Annotated in this window: 19 protein-coding genes; 14 read left to right on the plus strand and 5 right to left on the minus strand. The window is 70.5% G+C overall.

The window, feature by feature from the left end:
* Positions 1 to 258 precede the first annotated feature (258 nt).
* The 6 genes from ACIRD8_RS02090 to ACIRD8_RS02115 all read left to right on the plus strand — a co-directional run bounded on the left by ACIRD8_RS02090 (position 259) and on the right by ACIRD8_RS02115 (position 7,210).
* Positions 259 to 1,530: an extracellular solute-binding protein gene (locus ACIRD8_RS02090; RefSeq protein WP_403985024.1), complete on the plus strand. Its 1,272-nt coding sequence runs from the start codon at positions 259 to 261 to the stop codon at positions 1,528 to 1,530.
* Between the two features lie 21 nt (positions 1,531 to 1,551).
* Complete coding sequence (locus tag ACIRD8_RS02095; RefSeq protein ID WP_403985026.1) at positions 1,552 to 2,568, plus strand: carbohydrate ABC transporter permease; 1,017 nt, start codon at positions 1,552 to 1,554, stop codon at positions 2,566 to 2,568.
* Positions 2,565 to 3,443, plus strand: coding sequence for a sugar ABC transporter permease (locus ACIRD8_RS02100; protein ID WP_403985028.1), 879 nt, complete (start codon positions 2,565 to 2,567; stop codon positions 3,441 to 3,443). Before ACIRD8_RS02095 ends, ACIRD8_RS02100 begins: the two co-directional genes overlap by 4 nt.
* A gap of 130 nt (positions 3,444 to 3,573) precedes the next feature.
* Positions 3,574 to 5,250 carry a glycoside hydrolase family 13 protein gene (locus ACIRD8_RS02105; RefSeq protein ID WP_403985030.1) on the plus strand — a complete coding sequence of 559 codons (1,677 nt, stop codon included), beginning with the start codon at positions 3,574 to 3,576 and terminating at the stop codon, positions 5,248 to 5,250.
* The gene (locus ACIRD8_RS02110; protein ID WP_403985032.1) at positions 5,235 to 6,293 is read left to right on the plus strand and encodes a LacI family DNA-binding transcriptional regulator; all 1,059 of its coding nucleotides are present in this window, start codon (positions 5,235 to 5,237) and stop codon (positions 6,291 to 6,293) included. The genes ACIRD8_RS02105 and ACIRD8_RS02110 overlap by 16 nt, the downstream gene beginning before the upstream one ends.
* A 155-nt stretch (positions 6,294 to 6,448) precedes the next feature.
* Positions 6,449 to 7,210 (plus strand): hypothetical protein, encoded by a 762-nt coding sequence (locus ACIRD8_RS02115; protein WP_403985034.1) that lies wholly within the window; start codon positions 6,449 to 6,451, stop codon positions 7,208 to 7,210.
* A 71-nt stretch (positions 7,211 to 7,281) separates the two neighbouring features.
* Here the strand turns inward: ACIRD8_RS02115 and ACIRD8_RS02120 are convergent, their stop codons facing one another.
* Both ACIRD8_RS02120 and ACIRD8_RS02125 read right to left on the minus strand, forming a co-directional pair.
* Positions 7,282 to 7,491, minus strand: a complete 210-nt coding sequence (locus tag ACIRD8_RS02120; RefSeq protein ID WP_403985036.1) for a DUF397 domain-containing protein — start codon at positions 7,489 to 7,491, stop codon at positions 7,282 to 7,284.
* Positions 7,488 to 8,366 (minus strand): helix-turn-helix transcriptional regulator, encoded by an 879-nt coding sequence (locus ACIRD8_RS02125; protein ID WP_403985038.1) that lies wholly within the window; start codon positions 8,364 to 8,366, stop codon positions 7,488 to 7,490. Before ACIRD8_RS02125 ends, ACIRD8_RS02120 begins: the two co-directional genes overlap by 4 nt.
* A gap of 151 nt (positions 8,367 to 8,517) precedes the next feature.
* Here ACIRD8_RS02125 and ACIRD8_RS02130 point away from each other — a divergent pair, with 151 nt between their 5' ends.
* The 5 genes from ACIRD8_RS02130 (at position 8,518) to ACIRD8_RS02150 (ending at position 12,093) form a co-directional block, all read left to right on the plus strand.
* Positions 8,518 to 8,943 carry an ATP-binding protein gene (locus ACIRD8_RS02130; protein ID WP_403985040.1) on the plus strand — a complete coding sequence of 142 codons (426 nt, stop codon included), beginning with the start codon at positions 8,518 to 8,520 and terminating at the stop codon, positions 8,941 to 8,943.
* A 281-nt stretch (positions 8,944 to 9,224) separates the two neighbouring features.
* A complete protein-coding gene (locus tag ACIRD8_RS02135; protein ID WP_403985042.1) occupies positions 9,225 to 10,139 on the plus strand; it encodes a helix-turn-helix domain-containing protein in 915 nt (304 codons plus the stop codon).
* A gap of 16 nt (positions 10,140 to 10,155) precedes the next feature.
* The gene (locus tag ACIRD8_RS02140; RefSeq protein ID WP_403985044.1) at positions 10,156 to 11,103 is read left to right on the plus strand and encodes a hypothetical protein; all 948 of its coding nucleotides are present in this window, start codon (positions 10,156 to 10,158) and stop codon (positions 11,101 to 11,103) included.
* Between the two features lie 76 nt (positions 11,104 to 11,179).
* The gene (locus tag ACIRD8_RS02145; RefSeq protein ID WP_403985046.1) at positions 11,180 to 11,464 is read left to right on the plus strand and encodes a hypothetical protein; all 285 of its coding nucleotides are present in this window, start codon (positions 11,180 to 11,182) and stop codon (positions 11,462 to 11,464) included.
* Positions 11,465 to 11,529: 65 nt separating this feature from the next.
* A complete protein-coding gene (locus ACIRD8_RS02150; RefSeq protein WP_403985048.1) occupies positions 11,530 to 12,093 on the plus strand; it encodes a dihydrofolate reductase family protein in 564 nt (187 codons plus the stop codon).
* Here ACIRD8_RS02150 and ACIRD8_RS02155 read toward each other — a convergent pair.
* Positions 12,090 to 12,551: a hypothetical protein gene (locus ACIRD8_RS02155; protein WP_403985050.1), complete on the minus strand. Its 462-nt coding sequence runs from the start codon at positions 12,549 to 12,551 to the stop codon at positions 12,090 to 12,092. The genes ACIRD8_RS02150 and ACIRD8_RS02155 overlap by 4 nt on opposite strands.
* Before the next feature lie 421 nt (positions 12,552 to 12,972).
* Here ACIRD8_RS02155 and ACIRD8_RS02160 point away from each other — a divergent pair, with 421 nt between their 5' ends.
* The 3 genes from ACIRD8_RS02160 (at position 12,973) to ACIRD8_RS02170 (ending at position 20,621) form a co-directional block, all read left to right on the plus strand.
* Positions 12,973 to 14,697, plus strand: coding sequence for a carbohydrate-binding module family 20 domain-containing protein (locus tag ACIRD8_RS02160; protein WP_403985052.1), 1,725 nt, complete (start codon positions 12,973 to 12,975; stop codon positions 14,695 to 14,697).
* Between the two features lie 89 nt (positions 14,698 to 14,786).
* Positions 14,787 to 20,093 carry a pullulanase-type alpha-1,6-glucosidase gene (pulA, locus tag ACIRD8_RS02165; protein WP_403985054.1) on the plus strand — a complete coding sequence of 1,769 codons (5,307 nt, stop codon included), beginning with the start codon at positions 14,787 to 14,789 and terminating at the stop codon, positions 20,091 to 20,093.
* Between the two features lie 177 nt (positions 20,094 to 20,270).
* On the plus strand, positions 20,271 to 20,621 hold the full coding sequence (locus ACIRD8_RS02170) for a 5-carboxymethyl-2-hydroxymuconate Delta-isomerase (RefSeq protein WP_403985056.1): 351 nt from the start codon (positions 20,271 to 20,273) through the stop codon (positions 20,619 to 20,621).
* On the opposite strand, the gene ACIRD8_RS02175 is transcribed toward ACIRD8_RS02170, so the two are convergent.
* Positions 20,606 to 21,337: a TetR/AcrR family transcriptional regulator gene (locus ACIRD8_RS02175; RefSeq protein ID WP_403985058.1), complete on the minus strand. Its 732-nt coding sequence runs from the start codon at positions 21,335 to 21,337 to the stop codon at positions 20,606 to 20,608. The two genes, ACIRD8_RS02170 and ACIRD8_RS02175, sit on opposite strands and share 16 nt — an antisense overlap.
* A gap of 56 nt (positions 21,338 to 21,393) precedes the next feature.
* Positions 21,394 to 23,319 (minus strand): hypothetical protein, encoded by a 1,926-nt coding sequence (locus ACIRD8_RS02180; RefSeq protein WP_403985060.1) that lies wholly within the window; start codon positions 23,317 to 23,319, stop codon positions 21,394 to 21,396.
* Positions 23,320 to 23,366 lie beyond the last annotated feature (47 nt).

The raw sequence follows: 23,366 nt of genomic DNA on the forward strand, positions 1-23,366 counted from the left end.
CTTGCAAGGCCTTGCGGGTCCGGCCCGGCCACCCCGGTGGGATCGTCTTACCGCTGCCACAGCGGGCCTGGCCAGGCGTGGGCAGGGTGAAAGGGCTTCCGTCAAGAGGCTTGACGGCAACCTTGCGGACACGCCAATGTAACGATCAGCAGCGCTTGCAGAAATCTTCCGCAAAGTCTTTCGGTCGTCTTTCATCCTTGTTACGTTCACGTCGACCCGGCGCCGCGACGGAGCGGTACGGCAGTTGAAGGAGTTCAGATGCGACGTGGCATAACGGCCACCGCCCTGGTCGCGACCCTGGCGCTCGCGGCGACCGCTTGCGGCAGCGACGACGAGACCGGCGGCAGCAAGAGCTCGGGTGAGCTCTCCGGCACGGTGACGTGGTGGGACACCTCGAACGTCGGCAGCGAGGACAAGGTCTTCAAGAAGATCGCCGAGGGCTTCGAGAAGAAGCACCCGAAGGTCGACGTCAAGTACGTCAACGTCCCCTTCGGCGAGGCGCAGAACAAGTTCAAGAACGCGGCCCAGGCCGGTTCCGGCGCCCCCGACGTCATCCGCTCCGAGGTCGCCTGGACCCCCGAGTTCGCCGACCTCGGCTACCTCGCCCCGCTGGACGGCACCGCGGCGCTGAAGGACCAGGACGACTTCCTCAAGCAGGCCGCCGCGTCGACGAAGTACAAGGGCAAGACGTACGCCGTCCCGCAGGTGATCGACTCCATGGGCATCTTCTACAACAAGAAGATGTTCGCGGACGCCGGCGTCGAGCCGCCCGCGAAGATCGCCGACCTGAAGTCCATCGCCAAGAAGATCAAGGACAAGACCGGCAAGACCGGTCTCTACCTGCGCGGCGACGACTCGTACTACTTCCTCTCCTTCCTCTACGGCGAGGGCGGCGACCTGGTCGACGCCGACGCGAAGACCGTCACCGTGGACAACGCCGAGGGCGTCAAGGCCTTCGGTGTCGTGAAGGACCTCGTCGAATCCGGGACGGCGAAGACCGACGCCACGGACGGCTGGGAGAACATGATGTCGGCGTTCAAGAACGGCGACGTCGCGATGATGATCAACGGCCCCTGGGCCGTGGCCGACACGCTGACCGGCAAGGAGTTCACCGACAAGGCGAACCTCGGCATCTCCACGGTGCCGGCCGGCTCCGCCGCGCAGGGCGCCCCGCAGGGCGGCCACAACCTCGGCGTCTACGCGGGCTCCAAGAACCTCGACGCCTCCTACGCCTTCGTCGACTACATGACCTCGGTCGAGTCCCAGGCGCAGACCGCCGGTGAGCTGAACCTGCTGCCGACCCGCACCTCCGCGTACTCCAAGAAGGAGGCCGTGGACAGCGAGATCGTCCAGTTCTTCAAGCCCGTCGTCGAGAGCTCGGTCGAGCGCCCCTGGATCCCGGAGACCGGCAGCCTCTTCGCCCCGCTGAACGTCGAGTACACCAAGGTGCTCACCGGCCAGACCACGCCGGAGAAGGCCGCCAAGGCGACCGGCGACTCCTACCGCAAGCTCCTCAAGGGCTGGAAGTAACACAGGAAGGCAGGCCGACTGATGGCTGTCCACACCAGCCAGTCGGTGGCGAAGGCCGCGGGCGACGACGTCGCCCGCGGCCGGAGCCGCGGTACTGGTAAATCCGCTCCACCGAGCAAGCTCCGGCGCGCCCTCTCGGTCCACTGGTACGCCTGGACCATGGTCGCCCCCGTCGTGCTCGTGATCGGCGTGATCATCGGCTACCCGCTGGTCCGCGGTATCTGGCTGTCGATGACCGACGCCGACGAGCGCAACGTCGCCCGGTCCATCGGCGTCAACAAGATGCCCGCCACGTACGAGTTCGTGGGCCTGGACAACTACGCCGATGCCCTGACCGGCAACCAGTTCCTCGGCACGCTCGGCTGGACGCTGGTGTGGACGGTCTCCTGTGTGACCATCACCTTCTGCCTGGGCATGGCCCTCGCCAACATCCTCAACCGCAGGATCGCCGGCCGCTCCGCCTACCGCATGGCGCTGATCCTGCCCTGGGCGATCCCCGGCTTCGTCTCGGTCTTCGCCTGGCGCTTCCTCTACAACGAGAACAACGGCCTGCTGAACAAGATCCTCGGCGGTGCCGGGATCGACGGCATACCCTGGCTGAACGACCCCGCCTGGGCCAAGTTCTCCGTCATCGCCGTCAACGTCTGGCTCGGCGTGCCGTTCATGATGGTCGCCCTGCTCGGCGGACTGCAGTCGATCCCCTCCGAGCAGTACGAGGCCGCGGAGATGGACGGGGCCACCGCCTGGCAGCGCTTCCGCCACGTCACGCTCCCCGGACTGCGCCCGGTCTCCACCACGGTGGTCCTGCTCTCCACCATCTGGACCTTCAACATGTTCCCGGTGATCTTCCTGCTGACCCGCGGCGGACCCGGTGAGGCCACCCAGATCCTGGTGACCCAGGCCTACAAATTCTCCTTCGAGATCAGCCCGCGCGACTTCGCGCAGTCCTCCACCTGGGGCGTGCTGATCCTCGTACTCCTGATGCTCTTCGCCATGGTGTACCGGCGAGTGCTCCGCACGCAGGGAGACAACTGGTGACCACCGTTACGGCAACCTCCGCCCGGCACAGCGCCCGCAAGGTCCGCAAGCGCGGCGAGCGCTCGCCCGCCGCCTCCCTGGCCCTGCACCTCACCCTGATCGTCACCTCGGTGATCGCGGTCTTCCCGGTGCTGTGGGTCCTGCTGACCTCGCTGAAGCCCGCGAAGTACGCCTCGACCACGAGCTTCTTCAAAGAGACGACGTTCGAGAACTACACGAACCTGATCAAGGACACCGAGTTCCTGAGCTGGTTCGCGAACTCCGTGATCGTCGCGGGACTCTCCACCGTCATCGGAGTCTTCGTCTCCGCCACCACCGGCTACGCCGTCAGCCGCTTCCGCTTCCCCGGCAAGCGCGGCCTGATGTGGACCCTGCTCGTCACCCAGATGTTCCCGGTCGCCGTCCTCATCGTGCCGATCTACAACATCATGTCGACGATGGGCCTGCTCAACCAGCCGGCCGGCCTCGTCATCACCTACCTCACCATCTCGGTGCCCTTCTGCGCCTGGATGATGAAGGGCTTCTTCGACACGATCCCGCGCGAGATCGACGAGTCGGGCCAGGTCGACGGACTCACCCCGTTCGGCACGTTCTGGCGGCTGATCCTGCCGCTCGCCAAGCCCGGCCTCGCGGTCACCGCCTTCTACTCCTTCATCACCGCCTGGGGCGAGGTGGCGTACGCCTCCGCCTTCATGGTCGGTGACGAGAACCTCACGCTCGCCGGCGGACTGCAGAAGTTCGTCAACCAGTACGGCGCCCAGTGGGGCCCGATGACCGCCGCGTCCGTGCTCATCGCGATCCCGGCCGCCCTGGTCTTCCTCTTCGCGCAGAAGCACCTGGTCACCGGCATGTCCGCCGGCGCCGTCAAGGGCTGAGCGTCATGGGCCGACGCGTCATGGGCTGACGCACAGACCCGTACGACCGTACGACCGCACCCGTCACGGCGGCGCCGGATCCCCGACCCGGTCCCGGCGCCGCTCCCCACCCAGACACCCCAGGGACGACATGACCCAGCACCTCGCTGCCCCCTCCACCGGCACGTCCGCCGACGCCCCGGGCCACCCCACCGGCTGGTGGCAGGACGCGGTGATCTACCAGGTGTACCCGCGCAGCTTCGCCGACGGCAACGGCGACGGCATGGGGGACCTCGCGGGTGTCACCGCGCGGCTCCCGTACCTCCGGGACCTCGGTGTGGACGCCGTCTGGCTCAGCCCCTTCTACGCCTCGCCGCAGGCCGACGCCGGCTACGACGTCGCCGACTACCGGGCGATCGACCCGATGTTCGGCACGCTCCTCGACGCCGACGGGCTGATCCGCGAGGCCCACGGCCTGGGCCTGCGCATCATCGTCGACCTGGTCCCCAACCACTCCTCCGACCAGCACGAGTGGTTCAAGCGCGCCCTCGCCGAGGGCCCCGGCTCGGCCCTGCGCGAGCGCTACCACTTCCGTGCCGGCAAGGGCGCCGACGGCGAACTCCCGCCCAACGACTGGGAGTCCATCTTCGGCGGCCCCGCCTGGACCCGTACCACGAACCCGGACGGCACCCCCGGCGAGTGGTACCTGCACCTCTTCGCCCCGGAGCAGCCCGACTTCAACTGGGAGCACCCGGCCGTCGCCGACGAGTTCCGCTCCATCCTGCGCTTCTGGCTCGACATGGGCGTCGACGGCTTCCGCGTCGACGTCGCCCACGGCCTGGTCAAGGCGGAGGGCCTCCCGGACCTCGGATCGCACGACCAGCTGAAGCTGCTGGGCAATGACGTCATGCCCTTCTTCGACCAGGACGGCGTCCACGAGATCTACCGCAGCTGGCGCACCATCCTCGACGAGTACCCCGGCGACCGGATTCTCGTCGCCGAGGCGTGGACCCCCACCGTCGAGCGCACCGCCAACTACGTGCGCCCCGACGAGATGCACCAGGCCTTCAACTTCCAGTACCTGTCGACCGCCTGGGACGCCGCCGAGCTGCGCGCCGTCATCGACTCCTCGCTCGACGCGATGCGTCCGGTGGGGGCCCCCACCACCTGGGTGCTCTCCAACCACGACGTCACCCGGCACACCACCCGCTTCGCCAACCCGCCGGGCCTGGGCACCCAGATCCGCACCCCCGGCGACGGCGAGCTCGGTCTGCGCCGGGCGCGCGCGGCGACCCTGCTGATGCTGGCCCTGCCCGGCTCCGCCTACGTCTACCAGGGCGAGGAGCTGGGCCTGCCCGACGTCACCGACCTGCCCGACGAGGCCCGCCAGGACCCGTCGTTCTTCCGCGCGGAGGGCCAGGACGGCTTCCGCGACGGGTGCAGGGTGCCGATCCCGTGGACCCGCGAGGGCAGCTCGTACGGCTTCGGCGCCGGCGGCAGCTGGCTCCCGCAGCCCGCCACCTGGGGCGCGTACTCCGTCGAGGCGCAGAACGGCACGGAGGGCTCCACCCTGGAGCTGTACCGCGCCGCCATCGCCACCCGGCGCGAGCACCCGGGCCTCGGCGCCGGCACGGACGTCGAGTGGCTGGACGCCCCCGACGGCGTGCTGGCCCTCGGCCGCCCCGGCTTCGTCTGCACCGTCAACACGACGGGCGCGCCGGTGCGGATCCCCGCCCCCGGCCGCCTGCTGCTGGCCGGCGGCCCGGTGGCCGTCGACGGCGACACGGTCGAGCTGCCCGCCGACACCACGGTGTGGTGGACGGTGTGACCGTCCCCGCACCCAGGACCGGACCGGCGCTGCGGCTCTCCGACATCGCCGGTCAGGCCGCGGTCAGCGAGGCCACCGTCAGCCGGGTGCTGAACGGGAAGCCGGGCGTCGCGGACACCACGCGTCAGCGGGTGCTCGCGGCGCTCGACATCCTCGGTTACGAACGCCCCGTACGGCTGCGGCAGCGCAGCGCCGGACTCATCGGACTGGTAACGCCCGAACTCACCAACCCGATCTTCCCGGCGTTCGCCCAGTCCGTGGAGCAGGTACTCGCGGGCCACGGCTACACGCCCGTGCTCTGCACCCAGCTGCCCGGCGGCGCGACGGAGGACGAGCTCGTCGAACAGCTCGTCGAGCGGGGCGTGGGCGGCATCGTGTTCCTGTCCGGGCTGCACGCCGACACCTCGGCCGACCCGGCCCGCTACGCCGCGCTCACCGAACGCGGCGTGCCGTTCGTCCTGATCAACGGCTACAACGAGCGCATCAGCGCCCCGTTCGTCTCCCCCGACGACCAGGCAGCCGTACGCATGGCCGTCGGCCACCTCGCCGAGCTCGGGCACCGGCGGATCGGCCTGGCGATCGGACCGCAGCGTTACGTGCCCTCCCGCCGCAAGCGCGACGGCTTCGTCGACGCGGCCGTCTCGCTGCTGGACATGGACCGCGACGAGGCCGAACTCCTCGTCTGCTCCACGCTGTTCAGCGTCGAGGGCGGTCAGGTCGCGGCGGGCGCACTGCTCGACCGCGGCTGCACCGGCATCGTCTGCGGCAGCGACCTGATGGCGCTCGGCGTGGTCAGGGCGGCCCGGGGGAGGGGCCTGGACGTCCCGCGCGACGTCTCCGTCGTCGGCTTCGACGACTCCCAGCTCATCGCCTTCACCGACCCGCCCCTGACCACGGTGCGCCAGCCGGTGCAGGCGATGGCGGCCGCGGCGGTGGGGGCACTGCTGGAGGAGATCGCCGGAAGCCCCGTGCAGCGCACGGAGTACGTGTTCCAGCCGGAGCTGGTGGTACGCGGCTCGACGGCGGCGGCGCGGGTCGCCTGAGCCGGCGCGTCAGCGGGAAGACGTGGGGCCGGGTCCGGAGGGGGGACCCGGCCCCACAGGTTTTCCGGCCGGTCCCTCGTCGGGCGGAGCCGGAGGCCGGTAACGTAGCTCTCTTCGGCCGGTCCGACCGTCCGGAGCCCTGAAGGCGACCGCCCATGACTCTCCCCGCCCCGACACCGGCCCGTCTCCGCCTCGATGCCGCGCTGCACGACGTCGCCGCCACGTTCCGTGGGATGACGGCCGTCCCGGACGAGGCCAACTGTGAGTGCCACTGGGGGAGCGAGGACGAGCTCGCCCAGCTCAAGACACCGGACGCGGAACTCGACCCGGACCTGCTGCGCCGCACATGGGAAGCGGTCGACTGGCGCGATCACGGGGCGGTGCTGCGCCGCATCCTGCCTCAGTTCGCGGCAGCCCTTGTCGAAGGCCAGGTGGAGCCGCTCTTCGACATGGGCGACGTCGGCCGGTCCTTCGCGCGCGGCAGGTGGCAGCGATGGCCCGCCGGTCAGGCAGCCTCCGTACGGGAGTTCCTGCACGCATGGTGGGCCGACAGCCTCACGGCACCCGACGTGGCCGTGCCGGCGCCCGACGTCTTCGCCCTGTGCGCCGAGGCCTCGGACACCGTGACTCCCTGGCTCGCTGTGTGGGCCGCGACGACCCACCCCACGGCCGACAGGCGCCTGGCGGAGGCGGTGGACCTGTGGGAGTGCGACCTGCTGGGCGACGAACTCCCCTGGCACGCCTGGGACCACGACGAGAGGAGGGTCACCGAACTGAGCACGTGGCTGGCCCAACACGCCCCCGCACGGCTCACCTCCCAGGGAGCCTCCGAGGAACTGCACGACGCGGTACGGCTGCTCGGCATTCCCGGCCCTGCCCGCTGGGAGGACCCGCACTGGCCGGGGCACACCTACTGAGCCGTATGCGAGCGCCCGCGCCCGTTCCGGTGCGGCGACTGGAACCGTACGTACGTCATCGGGCCGCCGGGTCAGTTCTCGGCGGCGTACGTCACGAAGGCTTCCCACGCGGTGGGGGTGAACCCGAGGTGGGGGCCGACGGTGCGCTTGGAGTCGCGGACGTGCATCGTGGAGGTTGTGGCCGCCACCTCGACGCAGTCGTTGCCGTCACCGCTGCTGCTGTAGCTGCTCCTGAGCCACTCCAGCTCCGTGGCTCCCTCGGCAGAGGGCTTGTGGATCATGTTTCTCCCAGCAGTTGCTCAATGAAGGCCAGAGACTCACGTGGCGTAAGAGCCTGCGCCCGGATCATGCCATAGCGCAATCCGAGGATCCTGAGCTGCTTCGGGTCGGAGACCGGACGGCCACTGAACGCCCCCTCGGATCGCCCCACCGCACTACCGTCGGGAAATCGCAGTACCTCGATCAGCCCACCCGTCCCGGGATGCTCCTCGCGACACGTCGGCATCACCTGGATTGCCACGTTCGACAATCGCCCCACCTCCAAGAGATGTTCGAGTTGGCGACGCAGAACCATTGTGCCTCCGACCGGGCGGCGGAGTGTCACCTCCTCCTGGACAAAGCTCAGCGAGGGCAGGGGAGTCCGGTGGAGGATGGATTGCCGGGCCAGACGAGCACCCACCACTCGGTCCGTCTCGTCCTGTGTGTAGGTCGGCAACCATGAGGCGAACAGCGCCCTCATGTGCTCCTCGGTCTGCAACAGGCCGTTGATGTTGTGGTGGTGATACGCCTCCAGTTCGACGGCCTTGGCCTCCAGTCGTGCCAGGTCTCGCACCTTCTTCGGGTATCGGACCTCCGCCATTTCCCTCTTGAACATGGCGAGCTTGCCGGCTGCGCCGAGCGCTTCGTCCGCCTTGTCCAGGAACTCCGGGCGTGGGATGCGGCGGCCGCTCTCCACCTTGAAGACCAGGTCCTCCCCGTACCCGATCGCGGCCCCGAACTCACCGGCGCGCATTCCCGCTGACTCACGCCAGGCCTTGATCTGGCGGCCCACAGAGGTGACCAGTGCCGCGCCCGGCTCGTCGTCCGGGTCGACCTCCCAGCCGGGTTCGTCCGCCCCGTCGTTGCCGCGTGCCGTACCGACCTCGTCCACGCTCATCCGTGCCCCACTTCCGACGCGCTTGTCGTTCCTGCCCAACCCGTGTCGTCCCCGGGGGTCACTCCGGACAGCCGGGACAGCACTGGACAATCACCGTACGTAACCGGCTTGTCGCTTCTCACGCTATGCAGGCAGGGCCACGCTGAGTGACGTGACCCAAGAAATCACCCGAACCGAACATTCCGCTCCGACACGGGAGTTCACTGTGCTGCTCTCTCCCACGCGCCGGGGTGCCAGGCTCGCCCGGCTCCTCGCCACGGCCCATCTGGGCGACTGGGGGATCCCCGTCGGGCCCGCCGCGCACGTCGTGGCCGAGTTGGCCGCCAACGCCGCCGTGCACGGCCGCGTACCGGGCAGGGACTTCCGGCTGCGCCTCGCGGTGCACGGTGATGCGCTTCTCCGGATCGAGGTGACCGACACCCGCAGTGAGCGGCTGCCTGCCTCCGAGGTGCCGCCCGAGGACGCGGAGTCGGGGCGCGGGCTGCTGATCGTCGGGGCACTCGCGGACCGTTGGGGGATCGACGTCGGACCTGCCCCGCGCAAGACGGTCTGGGCCGAGCTCGACCTCGTACGGTGACCGCCGCCACCGGGTCGCGGTGGCCCGCGACCCGGTGGGCCGCGACGTGGTGGGCCACGACGCTAAATGCTTTGAAAGAACTCGGGAAATCACCCTCCCCAACCCAACCCGTCCCTCCTGCGCGCTTCGTCACTCACTTGGGTGACATAGGGCAACTGGGCTGGATTTTGCATGTGTTGTCGGGCATATGCTCACCTCGACCGTCACAGACATGCGACGGCCCCCGACGGGACTGGCATCCCGATCGAGGGCCTGACCACCGAGGAAGAAGAAGCTTCCTGATGGATACCCCGCAGATTAGCGCGCCTCCGTCCGCCCGGCCCGCCGTTTCGGGCGTGATTCACAGCAATGTCCGGCACGCCGCAGGCTTCACCGTCATCGGTAACCACCTCGCCCAGCACCGTGGCCTCTCCCTCGTCGCGATCGGGCTGGCCGCGCACATCCAGTCGCTGCCGGAGGGGGCGAGGATCGGCATCAAGCGGCTCGCCGAGCGCTTCCCGGAGAGCGAGACCCGTATCGCCGCCGCCCTACGGGAGTTGGAGTCGGCCGGATACCTGCACCGCAGCCGCGTACGCCTCGCCGACGGCCGCATCGTGACCCGGACCGTCTCGTACAACCAGCCGGGCACGATCGCCGCCGGCGCGCCCGCCACCTTCCCCCGGCCCCGGCCCGCGCGTGGCGCGGCCGAGCCCGTGGCGCCTGCGCCGACGGCCTCACCGGTGCCGTCCCCACCGCCGCCCGCCCCGGTTCTCGTACCGGCGCCTACCGCCCGTACGGCACCACCCCCGCCGCTTCCGCAGCCGCAGGCCCTCACGCTGGAGCTCCAGCGCACGGCCTCCGCGCTGCTCGCCGATCTGCGCCGCCACGCGCCTCAACTCGTCGTGTCCGAGGCGGACATCAGCGCACTGACGCCCGGAGTCGTCGCCTGGCTCGAACGCGACACCCCGCCCGACACCGTCCGGCATGCCCTCACCGCCGACCTGCCCGTGCCGCTGAAGCACCCGGCCAAGCTCCTGCGGCACCGGATCTCCACGCTCCTGCCGCCGCCGCTGCCCGGGATGCGCGAGCTGGAAGCCGCGCGCCCGCGCGTGGTCGTCATCCCGCTCCAGAACTGCGACCGGTGCGACCGTGCCTTCCGCTCACGGCACCCCGGTCACTGCCGTGACTGCCGTACCGACCTGCCCACAGCCGCCTGATCCCGAACGGAACCCCATGGTCAGCGCACCGCACGAAGCGATGCACCGCATCTTCCAGGAGTACCCGGAGCTCGTGTCCCAGCTCTCCGGCGTCCTCGGGCTCGAACTGCCGCCCGTCGTGTCGGCGGAGCCCGTGACCGTCGATCTCACCGAAACCGAGCCGCTCGAACGGCGTGTCGACACCCTCCTGCGGATCGGGACGGAGAACGACGGCCCGTTCCTCCTCGTGGTCGAGGCCCAGGGGAAGAAGGACCCGGGCAAGACGGCCAGCTGGCCGTACTACGTCACGTACCTGAACAACAAGTACCGGCTTCCGGTCCTTCTCCTGGTCGTCTGTCAGGATCACGCGACCGCCGCATGGGCCGCCCGCCCTCTCACCATCGGCCTGCCCCAATGGCCGACGGTGACCACCCGCCCCCTGGTGGCGGGACCGCACAACATGCCTGTCATCACCAACGTGGCCGAAGCCCGCAAGGATCTGCCGCTCGCCACACTCGCCGCCATCACACACGCTGACAATCCGGACGTCGATGCGATACTGAAGACGATGTCCGTCGCCCTGCGCGACACACCGGAAGCGATCGCTGGACCCGTCGTCGAATTCATCGCACAAGGCCTGGGCAACCGCCCGGCTGCACAACAGTGGAGGAACCTGGTGGCCGTGGATCTCTCCTTCTACACCTCGCCGCTCTCCGAGGAAATCCGTGACGAAGGCCGCGTCGAAGGCCGCGTCGAAGGGCGCGTTGAAGGCCGCGCCGAAGGGCGCGTCGAAGGCCGCGTCGAGAGTCACGCCGAGGGTGTCCTGCTCATCCTGAATGTCCGCGGCATCGAGATCACCGACACCACCCGGGACAGGGTCACCACCTGCGATGACCCGGAGCTCCTCCGTCGGTGGTTGGCGCACGCAGCGGTCGTCACGACATCCGACCAGATCTTCGACGATGTAGCTCCCGCCGATCGGTAGCGTCGCGTCCTCCGATGCCGGTTGCTCTTCGCGGCGTACCGGCATCGGCCCGTCGGCATCACAGTGGAGGAACCTGGTGGCCGTGGATCTCTCCTTCTACACCTCGCCGCTCTCCGAGGAAATCCGTGACGAAGGCCGCGCCGAAGGCCGCGTCGAAGGGCGCGTTGAAGGCCGCGTCGAGAGTCACGCCGAGGGTGTCCTGCTCATCCTGAATGTCCGCGGCATCGAGATCACCGACACCACCCGGGACAGGGTCACCACCTGCGATGACCTGGAGCTCCTCCGTCGGTGGTTGGCGCACGCAGCGGTCGTCACGACATCCGACCAGATCTTCGACGATGTAGCTCCCACCGATCGGTAACGCGCCGCGTTCCGCGGCGGCGCGCCCATGAGTCACCCCGACAGGACACCGAGAGGACTTCTCCGATGCGCAGCGTGACGTATTCCATGGGTGTCTCGCTCGACGGCTACATCGTCGGGCCGGACGGCGAGTTCGACTGGACGGCGCCCGACGAGGAGGTGTTCCGCTTCTGGATCGACGACCTCCGGCAGGTCGGCGTCCACCTGCTGGGGCGACGGCTGTACGAGACGATGCTGTATTGGGAGACCGCCGACCAGGATCCCTCGCTCGACGACTCCATGCTCGAATGGGCCGCGCTCTGGAAGCCGCTCCCCAAGGTCGTGTTCTCCACCACGCTGTCGGCGGTGGAGGGCAATGCCCGCCTGGCCTCCGGCGGCCTGGCGGAGGAGATCGAGAGGTTGCGGGCCGAGCCGGGGGAGGGCGAGATCGCGATCGGAGGCGCGACCCTCGCCGCCGAGGCGAGCGCGGCCGGTCTGATCGACGAGTACCGGTCCATGGTCCACCCGGTGCTGGTCGGCGGTGGCGTTCCGTTCCTTCCCCGGCACGAGCGCCGGGTGGATCTCGAGCTCGTGGGGACCCGCACCTTCAGCTCCGGAGTCGTCTGCCTCCACCACCGCGTGGCGCGTTAGCCGGCTCGTCCGGCCCGGTGGCGGCGCAGCATCAGGAAGAGGCCGGTCGCGACGGCCAGGCCGACGACGGCGAGGGCGGCGCCCTTCACGACCGGTGCGCGCCAGCCGTAGTCGGCGGTGTAGGCGGTCCCGCCGTCCTCCGCGAGCCGTACGCCGTCGATCGCGCCCGGCATGGTGTCGCCGCGGCGGACCTCGACGTCGTCCTTCAGCTGGACGTCCCGCTCCGTGACGGTGCCCTCGGTGCCCGTGAACGTGCCGATCCAGCCGCAGGACTCCTTGCCGCACCGGCGGTCGGTCGGGGTCAGGGCGCCGACCGGGCCGTCCCGCAGGGCGGTGCGGCCCTCGATCCCCTCGGCCGCCAGGCCGAGCCCGCCGCCCAGGGCGATGAGAAGGACGAAGGCGATGGCTATGCGGATGAACACCCGCTCGCGGGTGCGCAGAACGCGTCCGGTACTCATGTGACGGTGATCCTAGCGGGGCAACGCACGGGAGAGGTCCGGGAGTCGGCCCAGGATGGGCCGGCGGGGAAGCGACTTCCGGACCTCTCCACGTCATGACCGGCCCGGTCGGCCGGGCGCGTGGGGCCCGGGGTGCCGGGCCCCCGGCCGACCGGGCCGGAGTCGGGATGAACTTAACAGGCCCGCAATATTTTGCGTAAGACCTTGCAGGAAGAAATCTCCAGGATTTCGCGGATGTGAGCGGGACGTAATCGTCTCGTGTCCAGGGGGTTGACCGGGGCAGGTCAGGATCGTACGGTCTGCGGCACACAGGGTTTTGCATCCTTGCTGCAAGAACCTTCATAGGCCTTGAGGGCACGGCGCGTTGCCATGTGAGGCTGCTCCGCCATCCCCGCTCTTCCCCCACCGCAGGAGGAACCTCATGGCACACAGACCCTTGTCCGCCGGCGCGCTCGCCCTCGCCCTGGGCGCCGCTATTCTCGCCGTCCCCGCGGCCGCCGGTACGGCCCAGGCCGCGCCGGGCGGTGAGAAGGACGTCACCGCCGTGCTGTTCGAGTGGAAGTTCGACTCGGTGGCCAAGGCCTGCACCGACAACCTCGGCCCGGCCGGCTACGGCTACGTCCAGGTCTCGCCGCCCCAGGAGCACATCCAGGGCGGCCAGTGGTGGACCTCGTACCAGCCGGTCAGCTACAAGATCGCCGGCCGGCTCGGTGACCGTACGGCCTTCGCGAACATGGTCAGTACCTGCCACGGCGCGGGCGTCAAGGTCATCGCCGACTCGGTCATCAACCACATGTCCGCCGGGTCCGGCACCGGCACCGGCGGCTCCTCGTACTCCAAGTACGACTACCCGGGCACCTATTCGGTCAGCGACATGAACGACTGCCAGTCGCAGATCAACAACTACGGCGACCGGGCCAACGTGCAGAACTGCGAGCTGGTGGGGCTCGCCGACCTGGACACCGGCGAGGACTACGTACGCGGCAGGATCGCCGGCTACCTCAACGACCTGCTCTCCCTCGGTGTCGACGGCTTCCGGATCGACGCCGCCAAGCACATGCCGGCCGGTGACCTCGCCAACATCAAGTCCCGGCTCAGCAACCCCGGCGTGTACTGGAAGCACGAGGCCATCTACGGCGCGGGCGAGGCCGTCTCACCCACCGAGTACCTCGGCAGCGGCGACGTCCAGGAGTTCCGTTACGCCCGCAGCCTCAAGCAGACCTTCAACAACGAGAACCTCGCCAACCTGAAGAACTTCGGCGAGGGCTGGGGCTTCATGGAGTCGGGCAGGTCGGCGGTCTTCGTCGACAACCACGACACCGAGCGCAACGGCGAGACGCTGAACTACAAGGACGGCGCCAACTACACCCTGGCGAGCGTCTTCATGCTGGCCTACCCCTACGGCTCCCCGGACGTCCACTCCGGCTACGAGTGGTCCGACAAGGACGCCGGCCCGCCCAACGGCGGCCAGGTGAACGCCTGCTACAGCGACGGCTGGAAGTGCCAGCACGCCTGGCGCGAGATCGCCTCCATGGTCGGCTTCCGCAACACCGCCCGCGGCGAGGCCGTCTCGAACTGGTGGGACAACGGCGGCGACCAGATCGCCTTCGGCCGGGGCTCCAAGGCGTACGTCGCCATCAACCACGAGGGCTCCTCGCTGACCCGTACGTTCCAGACGTCGCTGCCCGCCGGTGACTACTGCGACGTCCAGTCCGGCAACGGCGTCACCGTCAACGGATCCGGCCAGTTCACCGCCACCCTCGGCTCCAACACCGCCGTCGCGCTGCACACCGGCGCCCGCACCTGCACCGGTGGCGGCACGACACCCGACCCCGACCCCGGCACGGGCCAGTCCGGCGCCTCCTTCGGCGTCAACGCCACCACCCAGCTCGGCCAGAACATCTACGTCACCGGCAACCAGGCCGCCCTCGGCAGCTGGGCCCCCGGCAGTGCGCTGAAGCTCGACCCGGCGACGTACCCCGTCTGGAAGCTCGACGTCGCCCTGCCCGCCGGGACGTCCTTCGAGTACAAGTACCTGCGCAAGGACGCGAGCGGCAACGTCACCTGGGAGAGCGGTGCCAACCGCACCGCCACCGTGCCGGCCTCCGGCAAGGTCGCCCTGACCGCCGACGTCTGGCGCAGCTGAACCACCACCTGCGGGCCGGGGCCGCGATCGACGGCGTCCCCGGCCCGCACCGCTCGATCCCACCCCCGAAAGCCGAGGAGTACCCGCCCGTGTCCCGAACCACCCTCCGGCGGGGAGCCGTCGCCGCACTGTGCGCGGCGCTGCTGCCCGTCGTGCCGGCGGCCTCCGCGTCCGCCGCGCCCAGACCGCCCTCCCCGCCCTCGGACGCGAAGCTCGCCGAGGAGCCGGCCAGACACGACCTGACCCGCGAGCAGTTCTACTTCGTGCTGCCCGACCGCTTCGCCAACGGCGACACCTCCAACGACCGCGGCGGGCTGACCGGCTCACGGCTGGAGACCGGCTTCGACCCCACGGACAAGGGGTTCTACCAGGGCGGCGACCTCAAGGGCCTCACCCAGCGGCTCGACTACATCAAGGGCCTCGGCACCACCGCCATCTGGCTCGCCCCGATCTTCAAGAACCGCCCCGTCCAGGGCACGGGGGACGACGCCTCGGCCGGCTACCACGGCTACTGGATCACCGACTTCACCCAGGTCGACCCGCACTTCGGGACCAACGCCGACCTCACGAAGCTGATCGACAAGGCCCACGGCAAGGGCATGAAGGTCTTCTTCGACGTCATCACCAACCACACCGCCGACACCGTCGACTACGCCGAGAAGGAGTACGGCTACAAGTCCAAGGGCGCCTACCCGTACCTCGACGAGGACGGCCGTCCCTTCGACGACACCCAGGGCGTCGGGAAGGTGGACGCCGACTCGTTCCCGTACACCCCGCAGAACACGGGCAAGAAGGTCCCCGCCTGGCTCAACGACACCACGATGTACCACAACAGGGGCGACTCGACGTACGCCGGTGAGTCCACCGAGTACGGCGACTTCTCCGGCCTCGACGACCTGTGGACCGAGCGCCCCGAGGTCGTCTCCGGCATGGAGAAGATCTACGAGAAGTGGGTCCGCGACTTCGACATCGACGGCTTCCGCATCGACACCGTCAAACACGTCGACCTCGACTTCTGGACCCAGTGGGCCACCGCCCTCGACGGCTACGCGGCCAAGCACGGGCGCGACGACTTCTTCATGTTCGGCGAGGTCTACTCCGCCGACACCGCGATCACCTCGCCCTACGTGACACAGGGCCGCCTCGACGCCACGCTCGACTTCCCCTTCCAGGAAGCCGCCCGGCAGTACGCCTCCCAGGGCGCCCCCGCCTCGAAGCTCGCCGCGGTCTACGGTGACGACTACCGCTACACCACCGACAAGGCCAACGCCTACGAGCAGGTGACCTTCCTCGGCAACCACGACATGGGCCGGATCGGCACCTTCCTGAAGCAGGACAACCCGAAGGCCGGCGACGCCGAGCTCCTGGACCGGGCCCGGCTCGCGAACGAGCTGATGTTCCTCGGCCGCGGCAACCCGGTGATCTACTACGGCGACGAGCAGGGCTACACCGGCGCGGGCGGTGACAAGGACGCCCGCCAGACCCTCTTCGCGTCGAGGACCGCCGACTACCTCGACGACGACCAGCTGGGCACCGACCGCACGCACGCCTCCGACGCGTACGACACGACCCACCCGCTCTACCGCTCCATAGCGGCCCTGTCCAAGCTCACGGCCGAACACCCGGCGCTGCGCGACGGCGTGCAGACCGAGCGCTACTCCAAGGACTCGGTCTACGCCTTCTCCCGTACGGACACCAAGCGTCCGTACGAGTACCTCGTCGCCTCCAACAATGGCACCGAGGCGCGGACCGTCCAGCTGCCCACCGAGTCCGCGGGCATGAACTTCCGCACCCTGTACGGGGGTTCCGGCGCCGTCCGCAGCGGCTCCGACAAGAGCGTCAAGGTCACCGTGCCCGCGCTGTCCAGCATCGTGCTCCGCGCCGACAAGCCGCTCGGCACCCCCGCCACCAAGCCGTCGGTCACCCTGAAGGCCCCGGCCGCAGGTGCCACCGGCACCGTCGAGCTCACCGCCGACGTCAAGGGCGGCGGGACCGACCGGGTCGTGTTCGCCGCGCAGACCGGCAACGGCAAGTGGGTCACCCTCGGCTCCGCCGACCACGCCCCGTACAAGGTCACCCAGCACCTGGACGGTTCCGTGAAGGCCGGGACGCCGCTGCGCTACAAGGCCGTCGTCGTCGACCGCGCCGGACGCACCGCGAGCGCCCTGGCCGCCGGCACCGCGGGCCAGGCCCCGCCCGCCCCGAAGCCCGTCGCCGTCGAACGCGACCAGGCGATCGTCCACTACAAGCGGTCCGACGGTGACTACGAGGGCTGGCAACTGAAGTCCGGCGACAAGAGCGCCGACTTCATCGGCCGCGACGCCTACGGCGCGTTCGCCTGGATCGACCTCGACGAAGGCACCTCCTCGGTGCCGTACACCATCGAGAAGAACGGCACGGCCGACGGCCCCGGGCGCACCGTCGACCTGGCGGCGACCGGCCAGGTCTGGGTCGAGCAGGGCAAGGACGAGCAGACCACCGAGGCGCCGGAGACCCCGCCGCAGGACACCTCCAAGGCCGTCCTGCACTACCACCGCGCCGACGGGAACTACGACGGCTGGGGCCTGCACACCTGGACGGGTGCCGCCGCCCCCACGGACTGGGCCAAGCCGCTGGAGCCCGTGCGGACCGACGCCTACGGCGTGACCTTCGAGGTCCCGCTCACCGACGGCGCCACCTCGCTCAGCTACATCCTCCACAAGGGCGACGAGAAGGACCTCCCCAGCGACCAGTCCCTCGACATCGCCTCCTACGGGCACGAGGTCTGGATGCTCGGCGGGAAGCCCGGCTACCTGCTGCCGCAGGCCGGCGGGGTGCCCACCCCCGACCTCACCAAGGCCGAGGCCCAGTGGATCGACGCGAACACCGTCGTCTGGAAGGTGAAGGCCACCGCCGCCACCAGCCAGCAGCTCGTGTACGCGAAGAACGGCGGCATCTCCGTCGTCGACGGCGCCCTCTCCGACGAGGGCCGGTGGCTCCGGCTCGGCGCCACCCAGCTGACCGACGCGCAGAAGGCGAAGTACCCGCACCTCAAGGACTACCCGGCCTTCACCGTCGACCCCCGCGACCGGGACCGCGTCCGTGAATCCCTGCGCGGCCAGCTGATCGCCACCCAGCGCGCCGCCAACGGCGCCCTGCTCGCCGCCACCGGCGTACAGACCGCGGGCGTCCTGGACACGCTGTACGGGAAGGCCGCGAGCGGCGCCGCCCTTGGGCCCGTCTTCCGCAAGAGCACCCCGACGCTCTCCGTCTGGGCGCCCACCGCCCGCACGGTCTCCCTCGAACTCGACGGGAAGAGCGTCCCGATGCGGCGCGACGACCGCACCGGCGTCTGGTCGGTCACCGGGAACAAGTCCTGGACGGGCAAGCCCTACCGGTACGCCGTCCAGGTCTGGGCGCCCACCGTCCAGAAGATGGTCACCAACAAGGTCACCGACCCCTACTCCACCGCCCTCACCACCGACTCCGCCCGCAGTCTCGTCGTCGACCTCGACGCCCCGGAACTCGCCCCGCGCGGCTGGTCAGGGCTGAAGAAGCCCGCCGCCGTGCCGCTGCGGGACGCCCAGATCCAGGAGCTGCACATCCGTGACTTCTCCGTCACGGACACCACCTCGAAGCACCCCGGCGAGTACCTCGCCTTCACCGACACCCGCTCCGACGGCATGAAGCACCTCAAGCAGCTCGCCGGCTCCGGCACCAGCTATGTGCACCTGCTGCCCGCCTTCGACATCGGGACGATCCCCGAGAAGAAGTCCGGCCGGCAGCAGCCGGCCTGCGACCTGTCCGTCTACGCCCCCGACTCCGAGGAACAGCAGGCCTGCGTCACGAAGGCCGCCTCGAAGGACGCCTTCAACTGGGGCTACGACCCGCTGCACTACACCGTCCCCGAGGGCAGTTACGCCTCCGACCCGAACGGCACGAAGCGCACCGTCGAGTTCCGCCAGATGGTCCAGGGCCTCAACGGCGCCGGGCTGCGCACCGTCATGGACGTCGTCTACAACCACACCGTCGCCTCCGGCCAGGACGACAAGTCCGTCCTCGACAGGATCGTGCCCGGCTACTACCAGCGGCTCCTGGAGGACGGCACCGTCGCCACCTCGACCTGCTGCGCCAACACCGCCCCCGAGAACACCATGATGGGCAAGCTCGTCGTCGACTCGGTCGTCACCTGGGCCAAGGAGTACAAGGTCGACGGCTTCCGCTTCGACCTGATGGGACACCACCCCAAGGCCAACATCCTCGCCGTCCGCAAGGCCCTCGACGGGCTGACCGTCGCCAAGGACGGCGTCGACGGGAAGAAGATCGTCCTGTACGGCGAGGGCTGGAACTTCGGCGAGATCGCCGACGACGCCCGCTTCGTCCAGGCCACCCAGAAGAACATGGCCGGCACCGGCATCGCCACCTTCTCCGACCGGGCCCGCGACGCCGTGCGCGGCGGCGGCCCCTTCGACGAGGACCCCGGCGTCCAGGGCTTCGCCTCCGGCCTCTACACCGACCCCAACACTTCGGCCGCCAACGGCACCGAGGCCGAACAGAAGGCCCGGCTGCTCCACTACCAGGACCTGATCAAGGTCGGCCTCACCGGCAACCTCGCCGACTACACCTTCACCGACACCCAGGGCCGTACGGTCAAGGGCTCGGCCGTCGACTACAACGGGGCCCCCGCCGGATACGCGGCGGCGCCCGGTGACGCGCTCGCCTACGCCGACGCTCACGACAACGAGACCCTCTACGACGCCCTCGCCTTCAAGCTCCCCGCGGACACCTCGGCCGCCGACCGGGCCCGCATGCAGGTCCTGGCCATGGCGACCGCCGTGCTCTCGCAGGGACCGGCGCTCTCCCAGGCCGGCACCGACCTGCTGCGCTCCAAGTCGCTGGACCGCAACTCCTTCGACAGCGGCGACTGGTTCAACGCGCTGCACTGGGACTGCCGCAAGGGCAACGGCTTCGGGCGGGGCCTGCCGCCCGCCGCCGACAACAAGGACAAGTGGTCCTACGGCAAGCCGCTGCTGACCAACGCCTCGCTCACCCCCGGGTGCGCGCAGATCACGGGCGCGTCCGCCGCCTACCAGGACCTGCTCAGGATCCGTACCACCGAGAAGGACTTCGGCCTGGCCACCGCCGGGCAGGTTCAGGACACCCTGTCCTTCCCGCTCTCCGGCAAGGAGGAGACCCCCGGGGTGATCACGATGCGCCTGGGCAAGCTGGTCGTCGTCATGAACGCCACCCCCGGCACACAGAGCCAGGTCGTCCCCGCGCTCGCCGGGAAGGCGTACGCGCTCCACCCCGTCCAGGCGGCGGGCGCGGACGCCACGGTCAAGAAGTCCTCGTACGAAGGGAAGTCGGGCGGCTTCACCGTCCCGGGACGCACGGTCGCCGTGTTCTCCCGGCGCTGACGCCAACCCCCCCCGCCTACCGGTCCCGGTCCCCGCCCCTCGTGGCGGAGGCCGGGACCGGCCCTTTCGGCGCTCCCTTGTGCGGGCGGCGCGATCACGGGAAGCTGAAGCCGTACACGTGCGTGCACGCTGTACATGTATACGGACCCGTACCGCACCCGCGATCAGGAGCGCTTGATGCCGCAGATCACCGTCGACTACTCCGCCGAGCTCGACGACAGCTTCGACCGGCGCGGCTTCGCGCTGGCCCTGCACCCGCTCGTCGCCGAGACCGTCTCCACCAAGGTCCCCGCCTGCAAGACCCGGTTCCGCAGGGCCGAGGACACGGTAGTCGGCGACGCCCCGGCGGGCGACACCCTCGTGAACGTCTCCATCGCGATGCTGCCCGGCCGGACCCCCGAGACCAAGGCGCGGCTGACGGAGGCCGTCCTGGAGCTGCTGGCCGGGCACCTGAAGCCCGTCGACGGCCTCACCGTCCACGCCTCGGCCGAGGTCCGCGACCTGGACGCCTCCTACCGCAAGGGCTGAGACCGCTGCGGCGGGACGGCCGGTGCGGCGGGGGCCAGGGCCGAGAGCCTGGTGATCAGTTCGCCGAACGGGCCGTCCGCCGGCTCCTGCGCGAAGACCCGCAGCATGATGCCGGCCATCTCCTGGTCGTACGCGGCGCTCACCGCCGCCAGCGCCGCGAAGTCGTGCACCAGCTGCAACTCCAGCTCGCCGCGCGGAATGCGCTTCCCGTCGAGCCAGAGCAGCGCCGTCGACTCGGCCAGCGACACCCAGGACCGCACGACGAGCTCCAGACGCGCGGGCGGGTGCGGAACACCGAGGTGGGCGATGATCTGCTCGTACGCCGCCTGCCGCACCCCGTCCACCAGGGCGTTGGCCGTGGACGAACCACCGGCCGGGCCGCCCCGGATCAAGGCCGCGAAACCCGGGCCGTGCTCCTCGACGAAGTCGAAGAACCGGCGCATCACCCGGATCAGACGGGCCCCCAGAGGTCCCTCGTGCGCCTCCAGGAAGCGGCCGGCCAACTCGTCGGCGGCCCGCTTCAGCGCCGCCTCGTACAGACTGCGCTTCCCCGGGAAGTAGTGGTAGACGAGCGGGCGTGAGATACCGGCCGCCGCCGCGATCTCGTCGATCGAGACCTCGTCGGGCGAGCGGTGACTGAACAACTCCAGGGCGACACGGATCAACTGGGCCCTGCGCTCATCGACGCCCATCCTGCGTCGCACCCCGGTCGTCATGCCGGACAGCCTAACGGGGCAGGCCGAGCGGGCTTCGTCCGCCCGCCGCCCCGGCCTCAGCGGAGGGAGCCCACCCGGCTGCCGTCCGTCAGCAGCCCGGCCAGCCGGGGCCGGTCGCCCTCGCTGGCGGGCAGCGCCAGCAGCCGCCCGGCCGTCCGGCCCCGCACCCCTCCGGTCGCGGACAGGGCCGCGAACTGCCGTGAGCCCGCCGCCAGTACGTACCACCGCCCGGTCTCCGACTTCCACAGCACGCCCGCCAGCACCCGCGGCCTGCGTATCCCGCAGTCCGGCGAATCCTCGGCACGGGCCGCGACCGCCGCGGGCGCCCCGGCACCGCCCGACAGCTCGGGCGGCGCCTGGAACTGGGCCAGGACCCGGCTGCCCGTACCCCGCCAGGTGTCCGCCCGGGTGCAGAACCACAGGGCGTCCCCCGCCCCCTCCGGCAGCCGCTGCCTCGCGAACGGCCAGGAGTTCACCGACCGGACGCCGTTGGACCGCACCGCGGGGAGGAGGCAGGCGGTGCGTGCCCAGCTCTCCCGCTCGGCCCGGCCCGACACGTCGTGCGGAGCCGCCGGAGAGCCCGAGGTGAGGCGTACGGGGGTGAGCTCGCCGAGATCCGTCATCAGCCGCGCCGCGGCACCGTCCCGCAGTTCGAGGGCCTGCCAGGAACGGCAGTCCGCCCGGCCCCCCTCCTCCGACTCCGGCTCCGTCAGCGGGTCCGTCACCCCGTGCCGGTCACGGAGCAGCGGCCGGGCCGCCCCGTGCGGGGCGAGCAGATCGCGTACGCCGACGTCCCGCACCCAGGGCGCCGTCAGATAGCGGATCCGGCCGGTGCGGCGCTGCACCACCAGCGCACTCGCGGTCACCGCGTCCGCGCCGTCCACCCGGGCGAAGTCCAGCGCGGCGCCCCCGGACGGATCGGCGTTGCGCGGTTCGGCGTAGCGCACGACGCGCAGGCCGTCGTGGAACAGCACCACGGCCGCCCGGCCGACCTCGCCCGCGTACAGCAGTTGCGGCGGTCCCATCGGCGGACCGTCGGGCGTCCCGGGCGTCGCCGACGGAACCACCGCGGGGCCGGGCCGTGCCCAGGCGGCGAGGGCACGGCCCAGCAGCCCGGTGTCCCCGGTCCGGTCGCCGCGCGTCGGCCAGACGGTGAAGTCCCGGCGGGTGGAGCCCCGCCAGAGCCCCTCCGGCACCCGGCGCAACGAGGCGGGGTCCAGCGCCCGCTGGGCGGTGTGGTTGCGTGAGTAGAGCGGTGCGGACGTGGCGCTCGGGCCGCCCAGGCCGTCGCCCGGCATCAGCAGCAGCGTCCCGCAGACCAGCAGGGCGCCGGCACCGGCCAGGACGGTGCGCCCGCGCCGCAGGCGGCGGACCGGGTCCGTCGGCCGCACCTGGAGTGAGCACGGGTCGAACTCCGGTGAGGCCAGCAGCGCGTGGGGCGCCGTGAGCGCGTCGGCCTCCAGCAGCGCCGCCCGTGGGTCGTCGACGCCCGCCGCGTCGAGGACCCGGCACACCTCGGCGTCGTCCAGCCCTTCGAGCCCCCGCAGCACGTGCGCGGCCCGGCAGGGGGCCGACGTCTCCGCCAGGGCCTGCTCCAGGGCCAGCTCGTCCGCGCCGCAGGAGTGCGGGAACAGCCGCAGCCCCCACACCTGCGGCACCAGCGGCGGGAACTGCGCCCGCCGCGGCCGCCCGAACCGGAGCAACGGCAGCCCGGCCTCCAGCGCGGAACGCAGCACCCGCAGCCGTACGTACGCGTACGCGCCCGCCGGGTCGGCGCCCTGCCCGCCGGCCAGGGCCCGCTGGGCCATCCAATGCGCCGACAGCACCCGGCGGTTGCGGCCGAGGGAGGGCGCCAGCACGAGATACGCGAGCCGCGCCAGCCGGGCGTAGTGCTCGGCGGGCGCGGCCTCGGCACGCTCCCCGGCGGCCTGCTCCGCGTACGGGCGGCCGGCGGACGGCGGTACTGCTCGCAGAGGGGGCATATTCAGCTGAACGAGCGAATGGTGCGATGGTCACTCCGGCGTGCGCG

It is taken from the genome of Streptomyces sp. NPDC102451, assembly GCF_044765485.1.
In the GTDB taxonomy this organism is placed as follows: domain Bacteria; phylum Actinomycetota; class Actinomycetes; order Streptomycetales; family Streptomycetaceae; genus Streptomyces.

Coding starts and splice junctions, on each gene's coding strand:
- ACIRD8_RS02175 (WP_403985058.1), bottom strand. CDS start 21,337: ATGACGACCGGGGTGCGACGCAGGATGGGCGTCGATGAGCGCAGGGCC.
- ACIRD8_RS02135 (WP_403985042.1), top strand. CDS start 9,225: ATGGATACCCCGCAGATTAGCGCGCCTCCGTCCGCCCGGCCCGCCGTT.
- ACIRD8_RS02090 (WP_403985024.1), top strand. CDS start 259: ATGCGACGTGGCATAACGGCCACCGCCCTGGTCGCGACCCTGGCGCTC.
- ACIRD8_RS02095 (WP_403985026.1), top strand. CDS start 1,552: ATGGCTGTCCACACCAGCCAGTCGGTGGCGAAGGCCGCGGGCGACGAC.
- ACIRD8_RS02105 (WP_403985030.1), top strand. CDS start 3,574: ATGACCCAGCACCTCGCTGCCCCCTCCACCGGCACGTCCGCCGACGCC.
- ACIRD8_RS02160 (WP_403985052.1), top strand. CDS start 12,973: ATGGCACACAGACCCTTGTCCGCCGGCGCGCTCGCCCTCGCCCTGGGC.
- ACIRD8_RS02120 (WP_403985036.1), bottom strand. CDS start 7,491: ATGATCCACAAGCCCTCTGCCGAGGGAGCCACGGAGCTGGAGTGGCTC.
- ACIRD8_RS02150 (WP_403985048.1), top strand. CDS start 11,530: ATGCGCAGCGTGACGTATTCCATGGGTGTCTCGCTCGACGGCTACATC.
- ACIRD8_RS02180 (WP_403985060.1), bottom strand. CDS start 23,319: ATGCCCCCTCTGCGAGCAGTACCGCCGTCCGCCGGCCGCCCGTACGCG.
- ACIRD8_RS02155 (WP_403985050.1), bottom strand. CDS start 12,551: ATGAGTACCGGACGCGTTCTGCGCACCCGCGAGCGGGTGTTCATCCGC.
- ACIRD8_RS02170 (WP_403985056.1), top strand. CDS start 20,271: ATGCCGCAGATCACCGTCGACTACTCCGCCGAGCTCGACGACAGCTTC.
- ACIRD8_RS02115 (WP_403985034.1), top strand. CDS start 6,449: ATGACTCTCCCCGCCCCGACACCGGCCCGTCTCCGCCTCGATGCCGCG.
- ACIRD8_RS02125 (WP_403985038.1), bottom strand. CDS start 8,366: ATGAGCGTGGACGAGGTCGGTACGGCACGCGGCAACGACGGGGCGGAC.
- ACIRD8_RS02140 (WP_403985044.1), top strand. CDS start 10,156: ATGGTCAGCGCACCGCACGAAGCGATGCACCGCATCTTCCAGGAGTAC.